The 21,656-nt window shown below is 70.1% G+C and carries 17 protein-coding genes and 1 pseudogene; 5 read left to right on the forward strand and 13 right to left on the reverse strand.

Annotated elements, in window-relative coordinates:
* Positions 1–60: 60 nt before the first annotated feature.
* From JEQ17_RS03310 to JEQ17_RS49885, 8 genes are all read right to left on the reverse strand, one after another.
* On the reverse strand, positions 61–2,607 hold the full coding sequence (locus JEQ17_RS03310; protein ID WP_200393758.1) for an FtsX-like permease family protein: 2,547 nt from the start codon (positions 2,605–2,607) through the stop codon (positions 61–63).
* Positions 2,604–3,425: an ABC transporter ATP-binding protein gene (locus tag JEQ17_RS03315; RefSeq protein ID WP_200393759.1), complete on the reverse strand. Its 822-nt coding sequence runs from the start codon at positions 3,423–3,425 to the stop codon at positions 2,604–2,606. Before JEQ17_RS03315 ends, JEQ17_RS03310 begins: the two co-directional genes overlap by 4 nt.
* A gap of 411 nt (positions 3,426–3,836) precedes the next feature.
* The gene (locus JEQ17_RS03320; RefSeq protein WP_200393760.1) at positions 3,837–4,511 is read right to left on the reverse strand and encodes a response regulator; all 675 of its coding nucleotides are present in this window, start codon (positions 4,509–4,511) and stop codon (positions 3,837–3,839) included.
* A complete protein-coding gene (locus JEQ17_RS03325) occupies positions 4,508–5,782 on the reverse strand; it encodes a sensor histidine kinase (RefSeq protein WP_200393761.1) in 1,275 nt (424 codons plus the stop codon). Before JEQ17_RS03325 ends, JEQ17_RS03320 begins: the two co-directional genes overlap by 4 nt.
* A gap of 73 nt (positions 5,783–5,855) precedes the next feature.
* Entirely contained in the window at positions 5,856–6,950 is a 1,095-nt protein-coding gene (locus JEQ17_RS03330; protein ID WP_200393762.1) for a fatty acid desaturase family protein, read from the reverse strand.
* Between the two features lie 214 nt (positions 6,951–7,164).
* A complete protein-coding gene (locus tag JEQ17_RS03335) occupies positions 7,165–8,376 on the reverse strand; it encodes an acyltransferase family protein (protein WP_200393763.1) in 1,212 nt (403 codons plus the stop codon).
* Positions 8,373–9,350 carry an alpha/beta hydrolase gene (locus JEQ17_RS03340; RefSeq protein WP_200393764.1) on the reverse strand — a complete coding sequence of 326 codons (978 nt, stop codon included), beginning with the start codon at positions 9,348–9,350 and terminating at the stop codon, positions 8,373–8,375. Before JEQ17_RS03340 ends, JEQ17_RS03335 begins: the two co-directional genes overlap by 4 nt.
* Positions 9,351–9,510: 160 nt before the next feature.
* Complete coding sequence (locus JEQ17_RS49885; protein ID WP_234048041.1) at positions 9,511–10,494, reverse strand: helix-turn-helix domain-containing protein; 984 nt, start codon at positions 10,492–10,494, stop codon at positions 9,511–9,513.
* Positions 10,495–10,816: 322 nt separating this feature from the next.
* Between JEQ17_RS49885 and JEQ17_RS03350 the strand changes: the two are divergent.
* Positions 10,817–11,175: pseudogene (locus JEQ17_RS03350) on the forward strand (helix-turn-helix domain-containing protein); the annotation flags it as partial.
* 62 nt (positions 11,176–11,237) lie between these two features.
* Here the strand turns inward: JEQ17_RS03350 and JEQ17_RS03355 are convergent.
* Together JEQ17_RS03355 and JEQ17_RS03360 are read right to left on the reverse strand one after the other, a co-directional pair.
* Positions 11,238–12,533, reverse strand: a complete 1,296-nt coding sequence (locus JEQ17_RS03355; protein WP_200393765.1) for a cytochrome P450 — start codon at positions 12,531–12,533, stop codon at positions 11,238–11,240.
* Positions 12,524–14,341 carry a non-ribosomal peptide synthetase gene (locus tag JEQ17_RS03360; RefSeq protein WP_234048042.1) on the reverse strand — a complete coding sequence of 606 codons (1,818 nt, stop codon included), beginning with the start codon at positions 14,339–14,341 and terminating at the stop codon, positions 12,524–12,526. The genes JEQ17_RS03355 and JEQ17_RS03360 overlap by 10 nt, the downstream gene beginning before the upstream one ends.
* Positions 14,342–14,592: 251 nt before the next feature.
* On the opposite strand from JEQ17_RS03360, the gene JEQ17_RS03365 reads away from it, so the two are divergent.
* From JEQ17_RS03365 to JEQ17_RS03380, 4 genes are all read left to right on the forward strand, one after another.
* Positions 14,593–15,543, forward strand: a complete 951-nt coding sequence (locus tag JEQ17_RS03365; protein WP_200393766.1) for a LysR family transcriptional regulator — start codon at positions 14,593–14,595, stop codon at positions 15,541–15,543.
* 156 nt (positions 15,544–15,699) lie between these two features.
* Positions 15,700–16,803 (forward strand): FAD-dependent monooxygenase, encoded by a 1,104-nt coding sequence (locus JEQ17_RS03370; protein ID WP_234048678.1) that lies wholly within the window; start codon positions 15,700–15,702, stop codon positions 16,801–16,803.
* 66 nt (positions 16,804–16,869) lie between these two features.
* Positions 16,870–17,496 (forward strand): DedA family protein, encoded by a 627-nt coding sequence (locus JEQ17_RS03375; protein ID WP_200393768.1) that lies wholly within the window; start codon positions 16,870–16,872, stop codon positions 17,494–17,496.
* A gap of 174 nt (positions 17,497–17,670) precedes the next feature.
* Positions 17,671–18,642, forward strand: a complete 972-nt coding sequence (locus JEQ17_RS03380; protein WP_234048043.1) for an AraC family transcriptional regulator — start codon at positions 17,671–17,673, stop codon at positions 18,640–18,642.
* Positions 18,643–18,667: 25 nt separating this feature from the next.
* On the opposite strand, the gene JEQ17_RS03385 is transcribed toward JEQ17_RS03380, so the two are convergent.
* From JEQ17_RS03385 to JEQ17_RS03395, 3 genes are read right to left on the reverse strand one after another with little or no spacing between them, the layout of a single operon-like run.
* Complete coding sequence (locus JEQ17_RS03385; protein ID WP_200393769.1) at positions 18,668–19,558, reverse strand: PhzF family phenazine biosynthesis protein; 891 nt, start codon at positions 19,556–19,558, stop codon at positions 18,668–18,670.
* Between the two features lie 6 nt (positions 19,559–19,564).
* A complete protein-coding gene (locus tag JEQ17_RS03390; protein WP_200393770.1) occupies positions 19,565–21,118 on the reverse strand; it encodes an FAD-dependent oxidoreductase in 1,554 nt (517 codons plus the stop codon).
* On the reverse strand, positions 21,115–21,624 hold the full coding sequence (locus JEQ17_RS03395) for a PhzA/PhzB family protein (RefSeq protein ID WP_200393771.1): 510 nt from the start codon (positions 21,622–21,624) through the stop codon (positions 21,115–21,117). The genes JEQ17_RS03390 and JEQ17_RS03395 overlap by 4 nt, the downstream gene beginning before the upstream one ends.
* Positions 21,625–21,656: the final 32 nt, after the last annotated feature.

Raw genomic sequence — 21,656 nt, forward strand, 5'->3', positions numbered from 1 at the left:
ACCGGCTCGCCGACGGCGGGTACGCTCCCGGCCCCGGCCCGCGCACGGCCCTTTCCGACCTCAGGTCTCCCGGTCTCGCAGTGCCGCGCGGGCAGGGAGGGTTACTGCGAGGAGGCCGAGGAATACCGCGGTTGCGGCGAATGTGGCGTACAGCAGTGGGGGTATGTGTGGCGACTCGCCCGTCAGGCCGCGCATCATGGGGGTCAGCGTGATCATGGCGATGGTCGTGCCCAGGGCCACCCCCGCCACCGACACCAACAGGCTCTCCCAATGGAGCATGTGCAGCACCTGGCGGCGGGTGGAGCCGACGAGGCGGAGCGTGGCAAGTTCGCGGCGGCGGTCCAGGACCGTCATCACGAGGGTGTTGACGGCGGCGATGACGGCGAAGCCGCCCAGGACACCGGCCATCGTGTAGTTGGCCCAGGCGCCGAGTTCGCGGTCCACGTTCTGCTCGACGACGTAGCCCGAGGCGTCGGTGACCTCGCCGAGTGCGCCGAGCGGCTTGGCGTCGCCGCCGCTTACCAGCAGCGTGCTGTCGAAGCCCGACGTGACATGGCCGGCCAGGGACGCGCGGTCCATGGTCACCGCCGCCAGACCCAGGCCTCGGCCGTAGACCGCGACGACTTCAGGCCGGGCCTCGGTGCCGTCGGGGAGGTAGAGCGGCAGCTTGTCGCCGACCTCGACCTTCGCCGAGGTGGCGAGGGTGGTGCCGATCGCGATACGGCCCGTGCCCACGCGGTCCAGGCTGCCGGTGCGTACGTCCAGGTCCTGTACCTCGGCGAGTTGGGCGCCGGAGCCCGAGATGCCCTGGGTCGGCGCCCCCTGCAGCGATGTCTCGCCGCCGGAGTCGACGGGCACCAGCACCTGTGTGTCGAGCAGGCTCACGGCCGCGTCGACGCCGGGAGCGCGGGCGGCCCGGTCTGCGGCGCCGGCGGGCAGGCCCGCCGGGTCCGTGACGACGTGGTCCGCGGTGATGCCGTCGCGGAGCTGTTCCGAGGCGATTCGGCTCTCGCTCGTGTGCATGAAGACGAGCGTCGAGGCGAAGGCCATCGCCAGCACGATCGGAGTGATCGCGGAGGCCAACCGGCGTGCGTTCGTACGGGAGTTGGCGGCGGCCAGCGCCGCAGCGGCGCCGCCCCCACGGAGCAGCAGGCCGAAGAGCGCCGCGCACAGCCGGGCCACCAGCGGGCCGAGCAGGGCGACGGCGAGCATGAAGAGCATGATGACGCCGAGGGAGGCGTTGGCCGCGTTGTCACCGGCTGCGGAGGCGGCGACGCCGGCGAAGACCGCGCCGCCGACGAGCGCGCCCAGCCCGAGGACGGTACGGATTACGCCCGGCCGCAGCCGCTCCACCGAGGCTTCGGTGAGGGCCTGCCCCGGCTTGATCTTCGCGGGCCTGCGCCCGGCCATCCAGCCGGAGCCGAGCGCCGTGAGCAGTCCGGCGCCGACGGCGGCGACCAGCGGGATCCACGAGACGTGCAGATCGACCGCTTCCGGGACGGCCCCGCGGTCCTTCAGCTGCCCGAACCACCAGCTCGCCAGCGCGATCCCCGGCAGGCACCCGACCAGCCCGGCGAGCGGCGCGACAAGCAGCGCCTCGGTGGCGACCGCGCGGCGGATCTGCCGCGGGGTGGCACCGACGGCGCGCAGCAGCGCGAACTCGCGGATGCGCTGGCCGACGGACAGGGCGACCGTGCCGGCCGCGGTGAAGACGGCGACCAGGGTGGCGATGCCGCCGAACTGGCTGCCGAGTCCGGTGAGCGTCTCCTTGGCGTACGCCAGGCCCCGCTCCTCGGCTTCGCCGCGGCTGTCGCCGGTGAGCACCTGCGCGCCGGAGCCGGCGAGGGACTTCTCGACGGCGGCGGCGAGGGCGTCGGTGTCGGCGCCCTCCGCGGCCAGCACGGCGATGGCGTCGGCCTTGCCGGGGTGCCCGGCCAGTGCGGGTGCCTCGGCGTCGGCGAACCAGGCCGTGGCCTTGCCGCCGCCCACTGCGCCCGCAGCGCCGCCCGCGCCCGCCGCTGCGATGTCACCCGCCCCGGCCTTGGCCAGCCCGGACACCCGGAAGTCCGTACGTCCGGCGGCTGTTTCGAGCGCGACGGTGTCGCCCACGTCGGCCTGCGCGGTACGGGCCGCGACGGCGTCGAGCACGACTTCGCCCGCGCGCGGCGCGACTCCGGCGGACAGCGCGGTACCGGTGAAGGCATGCGAGCCCCAGCCGTGGCCGGTGAGCGCCGCACCGCCCTGTCGCAGGCCATGCCGTACCCGGAAGGTGAAGTCCGGCACCGCAGCCTCGGCACCCGGTGCCCGCGCGGCCTTCGCCGCGAGCCCCACGTCCACGCGGGCGGTGTCCGGCAGCGGGTACGCGGTTTCCTCGGGGCCGTCGATGCTTTCGGCGACGAGTCGCACGGACTGGTCGGCCGCCGCGACGACCGGCGCCTTCGCGTACCGCTCCGCCGGTACCGAGGCGCGAGCGCCCGTCTCCAGCAGGATGCCGCAGGCCGCGACGATCAGCGCCGACATCATCAGCGCGACGAACGTGCCCGCGAACGACGCGGGTTTGAAGCGTACGGCCGCACGAGCGAGGCCGTTCGGGGCGAGGCTCCTCATGCCGCTGCCCCTGCCATCGCGCCCGAACGACCGGCAAGCATCGCCATCCGCGCCGCGATCTGCTCCGCCGAACCACGCTCCAGGCCGTCGACGAAGGTCCCGTCGGCGAGGAACAGCACGCGGTCGGCCCAGGCGGCCGCGGCCGGGTCGTGCGTGACCATGACGACGGTCGCGCCGAGGGTGTCCACCGCGTGCCGGAGCAGGCCGAGGACCTCGGCGGCGGTGCCGGTGTCGAGAGCGCCGGTGGGCTCGTCGGCGAAAATCACATCGGGGCTGGTGACCAGTGCACGGGCGACGGCCACGCGCTGCTGCTGGCCGCCGGAGAGCTCGCCGGGCCGGCGCCGCGCCTTGTCGGCGAGCCCGACCTGCGCGAGCACCGCGGCTGCCCGGCGGCGGTCCCGGCGTTGCCCGGCCAGGCGCAGGGGCAGCAGTACGTTCTGCTCCACGGTCAGCGACGGCAGCAGGTTGAACGCCTGGAAGACGAAGCCGAGGCGGCTGCGGCGGAGTTCGGTGAGCTTGTTCTCGCTCATGCCGGTGATCTCCGTACCGCCGAGGCGCACGGATCCCGCCGACGGCCGGTCGAGCCCGGCGGCGCACTGCAGGAAGGTGGACTTGCCGGAACCGGACGGGCCCATGACCGCGGTGAACGTCCCGCGCGGGAGAGCGAGGTCGACGCCCGCGAGGGCGTGCACGGAGCCCGCGCCGCGGCCGTACTGCCGCCGGACACCGAGCAGTTCGACGGCGAGACCGGGTGCGGTGGCGGCCGGGGCCTCCGGTCGGTCTTCCGCCTTCTGCCGCTTGCCGTTGCGTAGCCTCATGTTCCGCCCTCTCGCGTTCTTCTCGTGCTGACGAGGTGGAGAGTGTGGGGGCGGCTGCGCGCCGGGCGTCATACCGGGGAGCCAATGTGGGTGTGCTACCGGGGTAGGGGGTGGAGGAGGAGCGGGGCCCTCCCCCGCTCAGGGCTTACCGCCCGGGGCTTGAGGGGCTGAGCCTTGGCCTGCTCCGGAGGCGCGACGGCCTGGCTGCCGCCAGGGCAGCGTGCACGGGCTGCGCCCGCAGCCGCCCTGTGCCCGGTCCAGGGCGCAGTCCCGACGAAGGAGGCACTTCCCTGAGTGGGAGCCGCAAGCCGCGCCGCCTCCCCTCCGCCTCCGCCTCCGCCTCCGCCTCCGCCTCCGCCTCCGATGCCGACGTGCTCGGGGTCCCGGGACTAAACCAAGGGCGGGGCCGTCCTACTCGCCCGGGGCCACCAGCCCCGATTCGTACGCGAAGACCACCGCCTGGGCGCGGTCTCGCAGGTCGAGCTTGGTGAGGACGCGACTCACGTGTGTCTTCACCGTCTGCTCGGCCAGCACCAGCAGCTCCGCGATCTCCGTGTTGGACCGGCCGCGGGCCACCAGGGTGAGGACCTCGGTTTCGCGTTCCGTCAGGGCCTTGAGCCGCAGTGCGGGCTTGCCCCGGGCGGCGGGACGTTGGCGGGCGAAGTCCGCGATGAGGCGGCGCGTCACGGAGGGGGCAAGCAGTGCGTCGCCCGACGCCACGACACGTACCGCCGAGATGAGGTCGGCCGGCGGGGCGTCCTTCAGCAGGAAGCCGCTCGCGCCCGCGCGCAGCGCCTCGTAGACGTAGTCGTCGACGTCGAACGTGGTGAGCATCAGGACGCGCGGCCGGTGCGTCACGCCCCGCGGGGGCGCGAGGAGAAGGCGGGCGGCCTCAAGGCCGTCCATCTCGGGCATACGGACGTCCATCAGCACGACGTCGGGATGGGTGCGCCGGCTCAGCTCGACGCCCTGCGCACCGTCCGGGGCCTCGCCCACCACGTCGATGTCGCTCTGGGCGGCCAGCAGTGCGGCGAAGCCGGCTCGCACCATGGCCTGGTCGTCGACGATGATGACGCGGGTCGTCACGTGAAGTCCTTTCCGTTCAGAGGTAGTTGGGCGGCGACCCGGAAGCCGCCGTCCGGTAGCGGCCCCGCGTCGAGTGTGCCGCCTATGATCCGCACCCGCTCGCGCATGCCGACGAGGCCGTGCCCGGTGCCGCCCTGCTCAAGCGGCGCGGCGGGCGGCTCGGGCGGCGGGCCGTTGACCACGAGGACGGTGAGCCGCGCACTGTCCTCCGAGCCGGACTCCGACGCCGACACCGACACCGAATCCAACACGGACTCCGACGCCGACACCGACACCTGAGTCGGAGCACCCGGCGCGTGCCGCACGACGTTCGCGAGGGCCTCCTGGACGATGCGGTACGCGGAGAGGCCTACCGCCTCGGGCACTTCGGCGTCGCAGGGGGTGAACTCCACCGGCACGCCCGCCCTTGCCGTCGCCTCCACCAGCTGACCGATCCGCGTCAGGCCCGGCTGGGGCGCGAGTTCGCCGTTCGTCTCCTCGTTGCGCAGCACGCCGAGGAGCCGTCGCATCTCGCCGAGCGACTCGCGCGAGGTCGCCGCGATGGACGTGAACTCCTCCTGGACGTCCGGCGGCACCTGGTCAAGACGGTACGCCGCGGTGTCGGCCTGCACCGTGATGACGGACATGTGGTGCGCCACCACGTCGTGCAGCTCGCGCGCGATGCGGGCGCGTTCCTCCAGCAGCGTCCGCCGGTCGCGCTCGGCCTCGCTGATCGTCTCCTGCTCGGCCAGCCTGCGCTGCGCGTCGTACCGCTCGCGGAGCGCACCGCCGAGCACGAGTACGACGCCGCTGAGAATGGTGAGCAGTACGTTCATGGCGCTCGTGCCGTGGGGCGAGAAGAACCCCAGGCCGACGTTCGCGCCCGCAGTCGCCAGCCACACCAGCAGCAGCGTCCGGCGCGGCTCGCGCAGGCCGAGGGCAAGGCAGAGGCCGATGTACCCGACGATCTCCATGGGCGGGAACGGCCACAGGAGCTGCTCCTTGAAGTCGACGGTGAGCAGGGCGAGCGCCCCGGCCACGTCCGCGGCGAAGATCACGTACCAGGCCTGCAGCGGGCGGACGACGGCGAGCAGCAGCGGTGCCGCCTGTGCGACGGCCAGCGCGCTCGCGATGCCGCCGTTCAGGCCGTAGTCGGCACTGAGCACCTGGATGGTGGTGGGCAGCAGGGCGACGCTCAGCACGAACGCCACACCCCACGGCAGCAGCCGTACCCACCGCCGCGAAGCCCCCGCGAGCAGCGCGCGCGGGGGTTGCTCCTCCACTGGGGTCATGGGCCCCAGCCTATGTGAGGTGGGACGACCTCAGCAGACGCGCAACTGCCAGGCCGACTGGGCAGAACCGCAGTCACCGAGAACGCCGAACCTGTGAGTGCCTGCTGTCGGCGCGCAGCGGTTCTCCCACTTCGTGCATGTGCCGCAGGGCCTGGCGGTAGGAATCGATGAGGCCGGTCTCCGCGTAGGGGATACCGAGGTCGCGGCAGTGGGCCTTCACCATGGACTGGGCGAGCCTCAGGTGCGGCCGGGGCATGCTGGGAAACAGGTGGTGCTCGATCTGGTAGTTGAGACCGCCGAGGAACCAGTCGGTGAGGACGCCGCCCCTGACATTGCGGGACGTGAGGACCTGGCGTCGCAGGTGACCCCACTTTTCGCCGTCGGGGTCGGGCATGTCCATCCCCTTGTGGTTGGGCGCGAAGGCCATGCCCAGGTGCAGCCCGAACAGGGCTTGATGGAGCGCGGCGAAGACGAGTGCGTGCGCGAGCGGCATGGTCGTCAGGAGCAGGGTGACGTACCCGGCGATGTGGGCGACAAGCAGCGCGCCCTCCACCAGGCGTTCGCGGCCGGTCTGTCGGCGCAGGTCCTGGAAGCCGTAGAGCTTCAGGGCGAGACCTTCGAGGAGGGTGAGGGGGAAGAAGAGCCATGCCTGGTGGCGGGTGAGCCGGCCGCGGAAGCCCGTGCGGGTGGCGGCCTGCTTGCTGGTGAAGACGAGGACGTCGGCGGCGACGTCAGGGTCCTTGTCGATGTGATTGGGGTTGGCGTGATGGCGGTTGTGCTTGTCGTTCCACCACGCGTAGCTCATGCCGAGCAGCAGGTTGCCGTGTACGAGTCCGATGCGGCGGTTCGTGGCGCGGTTGCCGCTGATCTGGGCATGGCCCGCGTCGTGGCCGATGAACGCCGTGCGGGCACACAGGACGGCGAGCACGGGGGCGAGAGCAAGTACGCACCACGAACCGCCGATGAGTGCCATGCCGGTGACGACGGCGGCCAGGCCGAGCGCGTTGGTCGCCATGGTGCGGGCGTACCAGCCGGTGCGCCCTTCCAGCAGCTCCTGTTCCTTGACGGCGCGCAGCAGGGGTGCGAACTCGCTGCCCATGTCCGGTGGGGACTGCCTCGCGGCCGCCTTCTCGGGGTGCGGCAGAGCGGTTTCGCCGGCCAAGGACATGGTTGTGCTCCTGTGTTCGCTGGATGGTGGATGGGTGTCGATGCGGCGGCGTGTGTCTCGTCGGCGGCCCGGCCTGAAAGGACGTACGGATCAAAGGTGTTGGCGGGCCATGTAGCGGTGACCCGGCCGATCGGGGGCACGCACGCGGAGGGGGTGATCGAGCGTGCCTGCGGCGGCCTCGGGCAGCGGCGACTCGGCGATGCGTATGCATCGCTCACGCCGCCAGCGCGAAGTAGGCGAACCCCGCGGCCAATACGCCCGCCACCGCGCGGCGGGTCGTGCCGGTGCGGTCCCACGGGGTCTCCAGGGGCCGGGCGAACTTCGCGATGGCCACGAGCAGGCCCGCGAAGAGCGGCATCCAGGCGATCCGCGCCACGATCCATCCGGCCGTGTCCGGCGCGGTGGTCAGGCCGGGGATCTCGCCGAAGTACGAGGCGGGGACCGCGGCGGCGAGCATCGCCGACTGGTGCCAGCACAGGATCGTCATCGCCGACAGGTTGATGATCACCACCGGGGCCCACAGGGCGGGGCGCCGGAGCAGCCGGGCCAGCCGGTCGCGCAGCAGGATCGCCGCACCGGACTGGGCGGCGGCGAGCGCCAGCACCAGCAGGGACGGCGGGTGGGAGTTGGTACGGGACTCGCCGGGCACGCCCACCATCGACGCCGGGTAGTGGAAGGCGAGCAGCAGGGTGGCGAACAGGGCCGCGCCGCCGGCGAACAGCAGCCACGCCTCGCGGCGGCCCAGCCGCTTGTCCGCCCAGGTGACGCCCAGTTGGTAGGCGAACATCCAGCCCGGAAGCAGGTTGAGCAGACTCACCCAGGAGGGGATCGCGTCCGCGTACGGCCCGTATCTCAGGAAGTCGACCACCGCGACCGAGCCGAGCAGCGGGGCCGCTGACCAGAAGCCGAGGCGCTGCGAGGCGCGGACGCAGTACGGCGTGAGGGCCGTGATGACGGCGTAGACGCCGACGAACCACAGGGGTTGGACGACCAGTGTCGACGCGGTGTGCAGGGTGGCGGTCGGGATGCCGAGGCCGTAGTGGAGGGCGGGTAGCAGCAGCGCCCATACGGCGGTGACGCCGAGGACCGGGCGGCCCAGGCGGGTGAGCCGCCCGGTGATCCACTCGCGGGCCGAGCCCTTGCGGCGCCGGTAGGAGAGGTACGAGGCGTAGCCGCCGACCAGGAAGAAGATGCCCAGCATCTGGAGGATCCAGCCGGCCGGGGCCAGCACGCCGAACGTGGCCAGTGGGCTGGCGTTGTGCAGGCCGCCGCCGGTGTCCAGGGTGAAGCCGCCGAGCAGCCAGTGGCCGGTCGGGACGGCCAGGAGCGCCAGCGCGCGCAGGCCGTCGATGGCGCGGTCGCGGTGGGCGGGGGTCCGGTCGTCGATCGTGGCGGTGAGCCTCGCGAGCTTCGTGGGCGTCTTCATCGCAGGTCTCCGCCGGCGATCGCCGCGAACGCGGTCAGGGTGGAGGTGCCGGGGGTGAAGTACTCGTCGTGCGCCGGGACGTCGTCGGCGGGCAGGACGGTCGCGCCGAAGTCGGGCGAGGTGGGGTCCGTGCCGTGGCCCAGGCCCAGGATCTCGACGTTGGGGACACGGTCGATCCAGTCGTCCGGGGACTTCGCAGCCCAGATATGGGCATCGGTGCCGAGTGCGGTGACGTCGTCGGCGCGCATGCCGGGCGAGCCCATGACGACGATGTCGCTCGCGTCGGTGTCGGGAGCGGCGAGCCCGCAGACCACCGAGCCGTAGCTGTGGCAGAAGAGGGAGGGATCGGGGAGGCCTGCCGCGTTCAGACCGTCGGCGAAACGGGTGAGGCGCTCGGCGCCGATCTCGGCGAGCCGGCCCGTCGCCAGGTCGGGGCCGATGCCGGAGGGCGTGGTGTAGCCGGCCCAGGCGATGACGGCCGTGTCGTCGCCCGCCTCCTCCTGGAGGTCGGCGGCCCACTGTGCCGGGCCGTCGAACGTCGAGAGGTCGCTGTCGGAGCCGGGGACGATCACCGAGACGTGAGTGGCGTGCTCCAGGTCGCCGACGACCTGCGCGATCAGGCCGCGGCCGCGCGGGTCGTACGCCAGGACCTGGTCACCCGCGGGGGCGTTGGCCTCGTAACGGAGGCTCACGGGGGCGCCGTCGAGGTTGCCCACCACCGTGGGGTGGTCCTCAACAAGTCGCCGCTGCTGAGTGTCGGTCAGGCCGGCGAAGAAGACCGCCACTTCGGACGGGGCGGACGTGGTGGGGTCCGGCAACTCCTTGCCCAAAGAGTCGTCCGCCAGCCAGGCGGCGGTGCCGGGGAGCGGACCGCGCAGCGTGCTCTCGCTGCTCTCCGAGGCCCAGCCCGCCGTGCTGCCGACCAGCAGTGTGGTCAGTACGGCCGTGGTCAGGGCCTTCCTGAAGCGGCGCATCCGTACGTCTCCCTCTGTCTCGTCCGTGGTGACGGAGAGGAAGGTAGGAAGGCGGTGGCGGGTGGCGCGTCACACTGGGGAGCCAGGTCGGGAGTGGTACCCCGGTAGGGGGTGGGCCAGGTGCAGGCCCCCGCGATGGGCGGGGGTTCAGGCGTTCCGTTCACCTCCCGGTCGGCCCGGTCGAGCGGGCGTACTCGGTGGGGGTCTGCCCATAGCGCTTCTTGAAGGCCCGGATGAAGTGGCTGCTGTCGGCGAACTGCCAGTGGGCGGCGAGCTCCGAGACGCTCGGTCGGCCGGGCCCCGCGGTGAGGGCGAGGCGGGCTTCCTCCAGGCGCCGGTGGCGGATGTAGGTGGTCACCGACTCCCCCACCGTGGCGAAGGCCCGCTGCAACGTGCGTACGGAGACACGCAGTTGACGCGCCAGCATCATCGGGGACAGCTCAGGATCGGCGAGGTGATTGTCCACGAGGTCCTTTGCGGCCTGTGCGAGCGAAGGAGCCAGCAAGGGTTCCGTGTCGTCGAACCGGCTCTGCGCCACCGCCTTGGCCAGCTCGATCAGGGTGCTGTGGGCGGCGTGCACACCGGCCGGGCTCAGGTCGGCGATGGTTTCGTGGACCATGTTGGTGTGCGCCACCAACAGCCGCACCTCGGCCGAGTCGACCGGTCCGGTGACGGTCCGGTTCCCGAGCAATGGTCCGAGCATCGCGGTGGGCAGGAAGAGGATCTTCGCCGTGGTGTGCGGCGCTGTCTCGAAGGCCGACGGATGTCCGAAGTGCCGCAGGAGGAACTGCCCGGCCGACACGGTGTGTTCGTCACGATCGCGCGGGCCGTCCAACGCCCATTCGCCCTGCCGGACCACGTACATCCGCACCAGATCCTCGTCGCCGCGCGGGGTGCCCACGGTTCGAGTGGCGGACGCGCCGTGGAGATCGGCGATCGTCACGTCGCTCAGCCTGGCGGCGCGGCCCTTGACCCGGAAGTCACCGATCGTGGCGGGGCTGAAGGCGGGCAGCCTGAAGCCACCGCCGAGCTGTGTCTCCCACCCGCGCCGGAAGGCCTCGAGTCCTCGCGACGCGGCGCCCGGGACAGTGGAGTCCAGACGGAACGCCCCGTGCGAAACGTCGGCCCTCGTTCGAGTACTCATCGCCTTCCGGATCCCCCTCGCATGAATTGCTCCAACGCCCGCTTGTGACACGGATGTTCCGTCCGGATGCCACTGTTGTTCGAGTGCCTGGCGTGTCGACTTTCCTGGACTTCGGCGGGAGGGGCAAACCCCGACACTTCCCGGCGTGGCGCGTACTCGTCGCCGCAGTGTCGGTCACCGCGGGCGTCAACCAGTTGACGGCACCCCGCGGCGCGGATGAAGGACATGCTCATCCACTGATGGGGAGTCAGTGGATGAGCCTGCTCGCGCCTGCGACGAGGCGTACGACGCCGACAGGGAAAGCCTGCTCATGGAACAGGCGTTGGACCGCGTCTCGTTGAGCGACTTCCTGCGTGCCCGGCGGGAGGCGCTGCGGCCGGAGGACGTGGGGCTGCGCCGCGGAACACGTCGGCGCGCCCGCGGGCTGCGCGGGGAGGAGGTGGCCGAGCTGTGCGACATGTCGGCCGACTGTTTCGCCCGCCTGGAACGTGGCAGCGGGCCGCAGCCGTCGCAGCAGATGACGGCGGCCATCGCCCGCGGGTTGCGCCTCACCCCGGACGAACGCGTTCACCTGTTCCTGCTGTGCGGGCACCGCACACACCGCGGCGGCCGCTGCGCAGCGAGCGCGTCAGCCCTGGGCTGACGTGCATCCTGGACCGGCTGCGGAACACGCCGACTCAGGACCTCTTGTGCCAGCTACGACGAACTGGCCCTGCTGAAGGTCCGCGGCACGGACGGTTTCCCTACCGACTGACGCCCTCGATGCCCCCGTCTCGCCGGCCCCGCCAGTTGTCCCCCTTGCGGCGCGTCGCGACCAGCGGCAGGTGCTTGATCCCCGCGATGAAGTTCGAGTGCAGGTGTTCCGGTTCACCCGCCGGCTCGAAATGCTCGAACTGGGCGAAGAGTTCCTGGAAGAACTCCTCCAACGTGATCCTGACCAGGGCGTGGCCGAGGCAGAAGTGCGGGCCGACGCCGAAGGCCAGGTGCCGCTGAGCGTTGCGCCGTATGTCGAAGGTGTACGGGTCCGGGAACACGCTCGCGTCCCGGTTCGCCGAGCCGATCCACGCGGCGACCGCCTCACCCGCGCGGACCGTGACCTTGCCGAGTTGGACGTCGTGCGTGGCGTAGCGGATGAAGTGGCTGGTCGGTGAGGACCAGCGCAGCGCTTCCTCGATCCCGCTGCCCAGCAGCTCCGGATGGTCGGCCCAGTCCGCGTACGTGCCGGTCACGGTCAACTCGGCCAGGGCCGCGTTCGGTACGTGCGGTGTCGTGACGTTTGCGCCGAGCAACAGGCTGTAGCAGTTCGAGACGATCTCGCCCGCGGTCAGCGGTCCTGCGCCGTCTTCGAACTCCATCGTGGACAGTACGTCGATCAGGTCGCCGGTGCCGCCGCCCTGACGCTTCGCGATGGCGTCCTGCAAGCAGGCGAACAACTCCCGGTGTGCGCGGTGCAGGGTGGCCTGCGCGCCTTCCGGTCGGACGAACTCGGGATCGTCCGGTGCGACGGCCTGGGTGGTGAGGAACGTCAGATGGGACCAGTCGTCGCGATCGAGGCCCATGAGTGTCCCGATCACCGCCATCGGCAACTGGTCGGTCAGCGCGGCGAAGTCGAACGGCTCACCGTCGACGACCCCCGTGAAGAGACGCCGGACCTCGTCGCGGATCACTCCGCGATGTCCCTCCACCGCACGGCCGTTGAGCGCGCGCTGGATCGGTGAGCGCATGCGTGTGTGCCGTGGCGGATCGGTCGCGGGAAGTTGCTTCCCGCCGGCCGGGTCCTTCCTCCCCAACAGGTTCAGCAGTGTGCCGTGTTCGGAGGTGAACGCCGTGTGGTCCCGTAACACCCTCGCCACGTCGTCATAGGCCGTCGCCGACCAGAACCCCAGGTCCGGGCGTAACTGCTGCCAGTGCACAGGGTCGTGGGTGCGCATGGCGAGCCAGATGGCATGTGGGTCGCCCTCCGCGTGCAGGACGGGGCCGACCAGGTCCACCTCGTCCAGGTCGATCGCTTCGTCTCCGGTCGGGTGTGTCAGTCGCATGCCCTGTCTCCCTCATGGTCTTCGTCGGACGGCTCGGTGGACGCTTCGGTGTGCGCGGCGACCGTTTCGGCCAGCCCCGCCACCGTGGGGTTCTCGAAGAACAAGCGGGCCGCCGGTACGTCGGCCGCCAGTTCGCCGCGGAGTCGGGCGAGGACGTCCGCGGCGACGAGCGAGTTGCCGCCGATGGCGAAGAAGTCGTCGTGGATGCCGACCTCTTCGACCGCCAGAGCATCGGCGAACACCTCGGCCAGCTTCGTCTCGACCGGCGTCCTCGGGGACTCGTACGCGGTGTCAGTGGCGCGCGGTACGAGCTTCGGCGCGGGTAGCCCCGTACGGTCGATCTTGCCGGCCCGGGTCAACGGGAACTCGGGGACCATCGTGATCGCTGCGGGGACCATGTGCCGCGGCAACCGGTGGCGGAGCGCCCGGCGCAGATCGTTGGCCAGGTCGGTCGGGTTCTCGTCCGGGAGTTCCGCGACGACATAGGCGACGAGGACCTTGTCACCCGGCGTGATGTCCTCCCGGGCGATCACGACGGCTTGCGACACACCGGGCTGGTCGGTCAGCGCGGCCGCGATCTCGCCGGGCTCGATCCGATGGCCGGCGATCTTCACCTGGTCGTCGACGCGGCAACGGAACTCCAGTACACCGTTCTCGCCGCGGCGGACCACATCTCCGACCCGGTACATCCGCTCGCCGGGCACGAACGGATCGGGCGGGAACCGCTGTTCCGTAAGCTCCGGGCGGTGCAGGTAGCCGCGTGCGAGCCCGGCTCCGCCGGTGTACAACTCGCCCCACTCCCCCTCGGGAACCGGCCGCAGGCCCTCGTCCAGAACGTACACGCGTGTACCGGCGATCGGCGTCCCGATCGGAACCGTGCCCCTGATCCGGCGCGTGACCGTGTGGGATGTGGTGAAGCAGGTGTTCTCCGTCGGGCCGTATCCGTTGACCATCCGGATCTTCGGGTGGGCACGCCGTACGCGGTTGACATGGGCCGGTGAGAGCACGTCCCCGCCGGCGACGAGTTCGCGAAGACCGCCGAAGCTGTCCACGTGGCGGTCCACCATGCGGTGGAACAGCCCGGTGGTCAGCCACAGCGTCGTGATCTCCTCCCGCCGGAGGCGGTCCGCCAGTTCGGGCAGCGACAAGGGGCCGGGCGGGTGGATGACCAGGCAGCCACCGTTCAGCAGGGCTCCCCAGATCTCGAACTCGGACGGGTCGAACGTCAGCGCACACAACTGGAGAAAGGTCTGGTCAGGGCCGAACTCGATCCACTCGGTGTCGTGGACGAGCCGGACCACGCCACGGTGCGGCACGGCCACAGCCTTCGGATGGCCGGTCGAGCCCGAGGTGTAGCGCACATACGCCAGCCCGTCGGCCGACCCGCCGGGTGGAAGTGGCGTGGCACCAGGGACCTCGGAACCGTCCACATCGAGCACGGTCACGTCGAGACCGGGCAGTTTCCCGAGGACGGGCCGGTGGGTGAGCAGAACACGGGCACCCGCGTGATCGAGCATGAACCGCAGCCGCAGGGCGGGCTCGTCCGGATGCAGCGGCAGGTAGGCCGCTCCTGCCTTGAGCACACCGAGGAGCGCGACGATCATCTCGAAGGAGCGCTCAGCACATACGCCGACGATGTCCTCCGTCCCGATGCCGACGTCTCGCAGCCGGTGTGCCAGATGTTCGGCCCGCAGATCCAACTGCCGATAGGTCATCTCCTCACCGCGGAAGCGCAGCGCCGTCGCCATGGGCGCGCACCGCACGCGATCGGCGAACAGCTCGGTGATCGTGACGTCCTTCATCGGCATCCCCGCTTCATCGGTGCCCCTGCCCTCACGGACGAAGTCGGCGCGGCCGGTCGGATGAGGTTGTCGCACAGCCGACTCAACCAGCGACCGGCCGAAGGACACATACTCCGGTGATGCGGGTCCATACGCGTGCGTACGCGTAGGGGTTGAAAAGCGCGCTTGGTCGAAGCGAGCTCACAACCCGCGGCGCGACCGCACGGCCGCCAACTCGCGCCGACCAGCGCATACTTGGTCGCCCTAACATGCACTCCATGCAACTGGACCTGAATCTCATGGCGGTGCTGGATGCCCTCCTCGAGGAGGGCAGCGTCACAGGGGCGGCAGAACGGCTGCGCCTGTCCGCCCCGGCCACGAGCCGCAGCCTCGGCCGGATCCGCCGGCTCACCGGAGACCAGATTCTGGTCCGCACAGGCCGAACAATGACACCGACGCCCTACGCCCTGGAAATTCGTGCCGACGTGCACCACCTCGTCGCACAGTCGCGCGCGATCCTCGAACCGAAGCGCACGCTGGATCTCGGCAACCTGCAGAGAACTTTCACCATCCGGGGAAACGACGCCCTCACAACGGCGATCGCTCCCCATCTCCTCACTGCGATCAGGCAAGCCGGACCCGGCCTGTCGGTGCGGCTGCTGGCGGAGGCCGACATCGACACCAACGATTTGCGGCACGGCAGGGTCGACCTGGAGATCAGCTCGACCATGCCGACCCTGCCGGAGATCAACCATGAGACGCTCGGTGCCGACCGGCTCGTGGTCGCGTTCCACCCCGACCACCCCTGCGCAGACGCTCCGTTGACCGCTGAACGCTTCGCTGCTGCCGACCACGTCATCGTGTCCCGACGCGGGCGGACCGAGGACCCGATCGATGTTGCCCTGAAAAGCCTCAGCCTGCGGCGCAGAGTTGTTGCATCCGCCCCCACCAGCACCGCAGCACTGCACATCGTCAGCCAGAGCAAGCTGCTCGTCGTGGTGTCCGAACGGATCTGCCGGCCGACGCTCGACGCCTGCGGACTGCGCATCGGCACGCCGCCGTTCGACCTCGCACCCGTACCGGTGACTCTGGCCTGGCACCAGCGTTACGACAACGACAGGGCACACGCGTGGCTCCGCAATCGGGTACGCGACTCTTTCGCCGGCTTTCTCGGGCACCGGCCCACGACAGGCGCCGACGCGGCCGAAGCAGGTCCGGCCGACGTCTGAACAGCGGCTGGGACCGCGTGGCGGCGTCCAGCGCGGGTCAAATGCATACGGGTAAATCCCGCATTGATTAAATTGCATTTGAAGCAAGCGACGACTGCTCGTAGTGTCGAGGTGCGGCTCTGGTTCGCACCTCGCTAAGGAGTAGAGAAATTGTCTGTGAATTCCACGGTGATCGTCGGAGGCGGTCTGGTAGGACTCACAACCGCGGCCTCCCTCAAACTCATCGGCCACGAGGTCGTCGTGTTGGAACAGGCGCCGCGGATTCGCGCCGTAGGCGCAGGAATCGGCTTGTGGGCCAACGCGTTACGAGAGTTCGACCGCCTCGGCATCGGCCCGGCAATCCGCGACATGGGTATCCAACAGAACACGTGGTTCTTCAACTCTGCCGGCGAACCGGTCCGCGCTCCTGGTTACACGGACAGGGATCACCAGTTCCTGCTCGTGCCGCGCCCCGAGTTGAACAGCCTCTTGGCCGACACCGTCGGTCGCGACCGAATACGCGTCGACGCCCACGTGTCCGGATACACCGAGACCGGATCGGACGTCGTCGTGCACCTCGCCAACGGCGAGACACTGCGCACGGATCTGCTGATCGGCTCGGACGGCGTCCATTCAAGTGTGCGCAAGCAGCTGGTTCCGGGGAGTGATGCCGTAGCGCACTCCGGCCACTACGCCTGGCGCGCGATCGTGCCGACCGGTGACCGGAGCACAGAGGCCACCGTGCTCACCGTCGGCCACCGCCGAACCCGCGGCGGGTACGCGAGGATCGCCCGCGATCGGACCATGTGGATGGTCAACCAGTTCGATGCCGGACCGCTCACCGGAAGCAAGCGCGAACGGGCCCTGGAACGCGCACAGAACCTGGCCGAGGCGGGATGGAACGACGAACTCCTGTCCCTGATCGCCGGAACGCCGGAGGAATCCATCCTGGAGAACCAGGTCACGCTGGTCCCGGAACTGCCCCATTGGACCAGCGCACACGTCGCTCTGATCGGCGACGCCGCGCACGGACTGTCCCCCCACATCGCTTCCGGCGGCACTCTCGGCATCGAAGATGTCGGCGTCCTGCGCAGCACCCTGGCAGCCGAGGCCGACCTGGAGAAGGCCCTCACCACCTACGAACACGCCCGCAGCTCCCGCTTCGAGGCGGTACGCGAGCACTCGGCCGCCGTCGAACATGCCGGCGACGCAGTCGAATTCGCGCAACGCTACGCCGCATTCAGCCACTGGATGCTCACCACTGCACCCGCCACCCCATAAGTGCCTACAAATACAAGGGAATTACCCTTGAAATTCATGGTCCATACGACAGGAGCCAGCTAGCAAATGCCGGACTGGTTAAGCCTCGCGGAGTCTTTGGCGGCGTCACCCGTACTCTACGCCGTCCTCATCGCAGTGTCCTTGCTCGACTCTTTCCTCCCGTTGATCCCGAGTGAACCCGTCGTGATCCTCGCGGGCATCGCCGGCGCGACCGGGCAGACAAATATCATGCTGGTCATCGCCGCCACGACGACCGGCGCCTTTCTCGGCGACCTCGTCCCCTACTCCATCGGCCGGTTGATGGGGGAACGTGCATTGAAGCGTCTACCGGTCGGCACCAAGCGCCGGAAGGCGTACGACTGGTTCGAGCGCGAGCTCGATTCACGCGGCGGTTTTGTGCTCGTATCCACGCGATTCATTCCGGTCGGACGCTATCTCGCCACAGGAACGGCGGGGGTGGTGAGGTACCCGCTGCGCAAGTTCATGCTGTACGTCGCGATTTCCACCTCCACCTGGAGCGCCTATACCGCGCTGTCGGGATACCTCGGCGGCGTCTTCTTCCAGGAGAACACGCTCCTTTCCATCGCAGTCGGCGTCGGGTTCGCGCTCGCGGTAACCGGCGCGGTGGAGTTCTCACGATATGTTCGGCGCCGCAGGAATCCTGTCAAAGTGCGCACGGACACCCTGAGTTGACGTGCCGGGATCGGCGGAGTCGGCTCAGGTTCGACAACACTGGCTCGTGGCGCGGATGTTCTGTTCGGATGCCGCTGTGGTTCAAGTGCCCGGCGTGCCGATCGGCCTAGGCTCCGGCGTTAGGGCAAACCCGAGAGGTTCCGGACCCTGCCGCGTACGAAGGACAAGAAACTCGTGAACCACCAGAAGAGTTCCACCCACGTGGCTGCCATAACTCGTGCCAGTACCGACTCGGGCACGGACATACTGAGCGAGGCCATCGGCAGCGTGCGGATCGGGCGGGCCCAGGCCTGCCGGGTCAGGGAGTCGGGCTCTTGGGGCATGCGATTTCCCGCCTTCGCGGGCAGCGGGTTCCACATCCTTCTGCGGGGCAGTGGCTGGCTGATCCCGGCAACCGGGCGACCACGTGCACTCAAGGCGGGCGATGTCGTCCTCACCCCGTTCGGTGCCGAACTCGGATTCAGTCACGCACCAGGCCTGCTCAAGGACCTGCCCACGGCGGCAGCGGTCGTGAGCGAGGATCGGCACAGTCCCGATCCGGCCGACGCCGAGTTCCTCTGCGGCGCGTACTGGCTCGACCACGGGCAAGTACACCCGTACTTGAGAGCGTTACCCGAGCTCCTCGTGGTTTCGCCGGGCCATGACCGTGCCTTGCAACTGCGGTTGCTGGCCGACCTGTTGGCGGTGGACGTGTCCGACACGCAACCGGGCAGTGGGGCGACCCGCCCCGCGCTCCTGGACCTGCTGCTGACCCACGCCCTGCGCCAGTGGCTGGAGCAGAATCGCGACGCGGAGCGGACGGAGATCGACGATCCCGCCATCGCCCTCGCGCTGCGCGAGATCCATTCGAGCCTGCACAAGCCGTGGACGGTACAGCAGCTCGGCAAGAGCGTGGGAATGTCACGGACTGCGTTCACCAAACGCTTCACCGCGATGGTGGGAAAGCCACCCATGACATACCTGACCGGCCGACGCCTGAGCCACGGGGCACGTCTGCTCCGGGAGACCAAAGCACCACTGGCGACGATCGCCCGTCAGGTCGGCTACTCCACGGAGTTCGCGTTCGGCGCCGCTTTCCGCCGTGAGTACGGCATTTCACCCGGCCGTTTCCGTGACCTCGAGTCCCGCCGGACCTGTGGAGCCTGAACCGGGCCATGAGGGCTCGCCGGGCTCAGGCCAGGAGGGTTCCGCGGGCGGTGATGACCGCTGATCCTTCGACCTCGACCGTGTCCAGTCGGCGGCTGTTGCCCTCTGCCCTGGCGAACATCTGTGACGGACGACCCATTTCCACCCCTTGGACGATCTCGATCCGCTTTCCGAACGGGACGAGTCCGTACCGTGCGAGGTGCACCGCGAGTGGGCCGGCGGCCGAGCCCGTCCCCGCGTCCTCGCTCACGCCGTAGGCCGGGGAGAACATCCGCATCCGCCAGCGTTCCCCCGAGCCCTCGAGACCCTCAGAACCCCCGGCGTCCCCCGCTTCCTCGGGATCCCCGGAGCGCGTGAAGCAAATGGCGGCCATGTCCGGGTGTCCTGCCAGCGCGCGCAGATCGGGTCGGAGCCGAGAGAGGGCCGCTTCGCTCTCGACTCCGACGTAGACGTGCCGGGGCCCGTTGCGGTAGGCGTCCACCGGCAGGGTCGAGGATTCGAGGCCGAGCGCGTCGAGGAGGTCGCCCTGTCGCGCGTACGGCTCCCGGACCGGGATCGGCTGGCGCATGGCGGCGGTGACGGTCCGCTCGCGTCGATGGCTGAAGTCGATCGGGATGGTGCCGCCCGCGGTTTCGAGCCGCAGCCGGTCGACCGCCGTGGACACGCCGAGCACCGCGGCCGTGCCCAGTACCGGGTGCCCGGCGAACGGCAGTTCGTTGATCGGGGTGAAGATGCGGACGTACCGGTCCCCGTCGGCCCGGGCGGGGAGGACGAACGTCGTCTCCGAGAGGTTCATCTCGCGGGCGATCAGCTGCATCCTCTCGGCGGGGATACCGACGGCGTCCGGGAAGACGGCCAGGGGGTTGCCCTGTAGGGCGACCGTGGTGAACACGTCTACGATCACGTACTGGTGCATGGTGGTTCAGTCTCCTGCCGCTGCTCTGCCTGCCTGGGCGCCGAACACGAGGGCCTGACCGATCGTCGCGCCGGTGCCCGGGTAGGCGGCCCCGAACGGGCCGGCGGCGACGTTGCCCGCGGCGTACAGCCCTGGTACTGACGTGCCGTCGTCGCGCAGCACACGTCCGTCGGGATCGGTGCGCGGGCCGCCGCTGGTTCCGCCGAGTCCGGGCCGTACCGGCACGGCGTAGAAGGGTGGTGCGTACAGGGGCCCCAATGTCGGGTGGACCGCGCCGGGATCGCCCATGACGCTGTCGTAGGGGCTCGCTCCTCGGTCGAAGTCCGGATCCTCGCCGGCGGCCGCCGCCCAGTTGAACCGGCTGACCGTCTTGGCGAGCGCGTCGCCCGGGACGTCGATGAGTCGCGCCAACTCCGGTAGCGTGCAGGCGCGTTGCAGCCAGTCCGGGTCGGAGTCCTCGGGGCGGACCGGACCGATCGGATAGCGGCGGCGGTGGGTCGCGTCGACGATCAGCCATGACGGTTCGGTTGGGTGCAGCGATCGGCCGACCTCGTGGTAGCTCCGGGCCTCGTTGGTGAACCGGTGGCCGTCGCAGTCGACCAGCACGGCACCGGGGCGCGCCCGCTCGGCGAGGAGTATCCGGTGCACAGGTTCGCCTTCGATCGCGTCGCCGGGTATCCGGATCGTCGGACACCACCAGGCCTGCGCCGTGTTGTGCAGCGCGGCCCCTGCGGCGATGGCCATACGCAGCCCGTCGCCACGGGCACCGGGTGCTCCGGTGAGACCGGCGATCGGGCCGCCGAGGAATCGCCGGACGAGCGCCTCGTCGCGTTCGAAGCCACCCGTCGCGAGTACGACCCGTCCGTCGAGCAGTGTGCCGTCGACCGCCACACCGGTGCCGAGGAACCTCGTCGCCCTGGCGTGCGTACGGATGGTGACGCCCGCGTCGACGGCGGCCGTGAGCAGTGCCGCCACCAGTGCCTGGCCCGCGGTGTGTACGCCGGCCTGTCTGCGCTGCTCGATGAGGTCGGGTGCGGCTTTGCCGGTGAGGAGTTCGCCGAGGGTAGCCCTCGACCGCCAGGGCAGAGCGGCCCGCACCAGAGCCGCGACCTGCGGTGTGGCACGGAACGGCCTTGGTTCGAGCGACCGTCCGGCCTCGTACCCGCCCGGCAGCGTGCTGTGACAGTCCGGTACAGGAAGGGTGGCCCAGCGCAGCGGTGTCCTCATCTCGAGCCACTCTGCGACCCGCGGTGCCTCGTCGACGAACCGGTCGGACATGACTGTCTCCGCGGACTCGTACCCATACCCGGGCTCGGACCCGTACGCGTGCTCGTCGGATCGGCCGAGGGCATTCAGATAGGTACGGGCGCGCTCCGGGGTGTCCTCGGCGGCGAGCGGCAGGTGGTTGTTGGGCAGCCAGGCCGCCCCGCTGGACAGGGCGGTGGTGCCGCCGATCGTCGATGTCGCCTCGACAACAGTGACCTCGGCGCCCGACTCCCGTGCCGACAGGGCCGCGGCCAGCCCCGCCGCGCCCGAGCCGACGACGATCACCGAGGTCATGCCACCTCCCCGTCGGTGGGGATCCCGCCCCTCTTGACGACCGGTACCTCGATGCCCAGGGCCCGCATCTGCTCACAGGGATTCATGAACTCCCTTATCTCCGCGATCTTTCCGTTGTCGAGGCGGAACGAGTGGATGAAGTGGTTGCGGTAGTGGCCCGGCGGATAGTGCGGGAAGATGATCTGCCCTTCTCCGTCGCACTCGACCCACATCCGGTTGGGGTCCTGGGTCTCGAAGATCTCGACATTGGTCCAGCGCCAGTCGGGGAAGCACTCGAGCGACCACGCGGCCATCAGGTACAGGTTCTCCCGTCCCGTGACAGCGGCCGGTTGTCCGGTGTCGGTGGTCCAGAGGCCGCCTCGCGCGTCTTCGGTGAAGAGGTGATGGCGTTGGAGCCTCGCCGGTCCTTCCGTCATGTCCAGGTATCGCTCCACCGTGGCCCGGTTGGTGCGGCGGAGTTCCGCGTCGTCGTCGACCCACTCCTGGGGCCTCGTGTGTTGGGTCATGGCCGGTCTCCTCGGTCGTGGGTCGGGCATGT

The organism is Streptomyces liliifuscus (genome assembly GCF_016598615.1).
GTDB lineage: Bacteria > Actinomycetota > Actinomycetes > Streptomycetales > Streptomycetaceae > Streptomyces > Streptomyces liliifuscus.

What these genes read in the sequence shown, in the direction of transcription:
- JEQ17_RS03315 (WP_200393759.1), bottom strand. Translation starts at nt 3,425, where the DNA reads ATGAGGCTACGCAACGGCAAGCGGCAGAAGGCGGAAGACCGACCGGAG.
- JEQ17_RS03310 (WP_200393758.1), bottom strand. Translation starts at nt 2,607, where the DNA reads ATGAGGAGCCTCGCCCCGAACGGCCTCGCTCGTGCGGCCGTACGCTTC.
- JEQ17_RS03390 (WP_200393770.1), bottom strand. Translation starts at nt 21,118, where the DNA reads ATGACCTCGGTGATCGTCGTCGGCTCGGGCGCGGCGGGGCTGGCCGCG.
- JEQ17_RS03330 (WP_200393762.1), bottom strand. Translation starts at nt 6,950, where the DNA reads ATGTCCTTGGCCGGCGAAACCGCTCTGCCGCACCCCGAGAAGGCGGCC.
- JEQ17_RS03335 (WP_200393763.1), bottom strand. Translation starts at nt 8,376, where the DNA reads ATGAAGACGCCCACGAAGCTCGCGAGGCTCACCGCCACGATCGACGAC.
- JEQ17_RS03365 (WP_200393766.1), top strand. Translation starts at nt 14,593, where the DNA reads ATGCAACTGGACCTGAATCTCATGGCGGTGCTGGATGCCCTCCTCGAG.
- JEQ17_RS03325 (WP_200393761.1), bottom strand. Translation starts at nt 5,782, where the DNA reads ATGACCCCAGTGGAGGAGCAACCCCCGCGCGCGCTGCTCGCGGGGGCT.
- JEQ17_RS03385 (WP_200393769.1), bottom strand. Translation starts at nt 19,558, where the DNA reads ATGCACCAGTACGTGATCGTAGACGTGTTCACCACGGTCGCCCTACAG.
- JEQ17_RS03395 (WP_200393771.1), bottom strand. Translation starts at nt 21,624, where the DNA reads ATGACCCAACACACGAGGCCCCAGGAGTGGGTCGACGACGACGCGGAA.
- JEQ17_RS03340 (WP_200393764.1), bottom strand. Translation starts at nt 9,350, where the DNA reads ATGCGCCGCTTCAGGAAGGCCCTGACCACGGCCGTACTGACCACACTG.
- JEQ17_RS03360 (WP_234048042.1), bottom strand. Translation starts at nt 14,341, where the DNA reads ATGCCGATGAAGGACGTCACGATCACCGAGCTGTTCGCCGATCGCGTG.
- JEQ17_RS49885 (WP_234048041.1), bottom strand. Translation starts at nt 10,494, where the DNA reads ATGAGTACTCGAACGAGGGCCGACGTTTCGCACGGGGCGTTCCGTCTG.
- JEQ17_RS03355 (WP_200393765.1), bottom strand. Translation starts at nt 12,533, where the DNA reads ATGCGACTGACACACCCGACCGGAGACGAAGCGATCGACCTGGACGAG.
- JEQ17_RS03375 (WP_200393768.1), top strand. Translation starts at nt 16,870, where the DNA reads ATGCCGGACTGGTTAAGCCTCGCGGAGTCTTTGGCGGCGTCACCCGTA.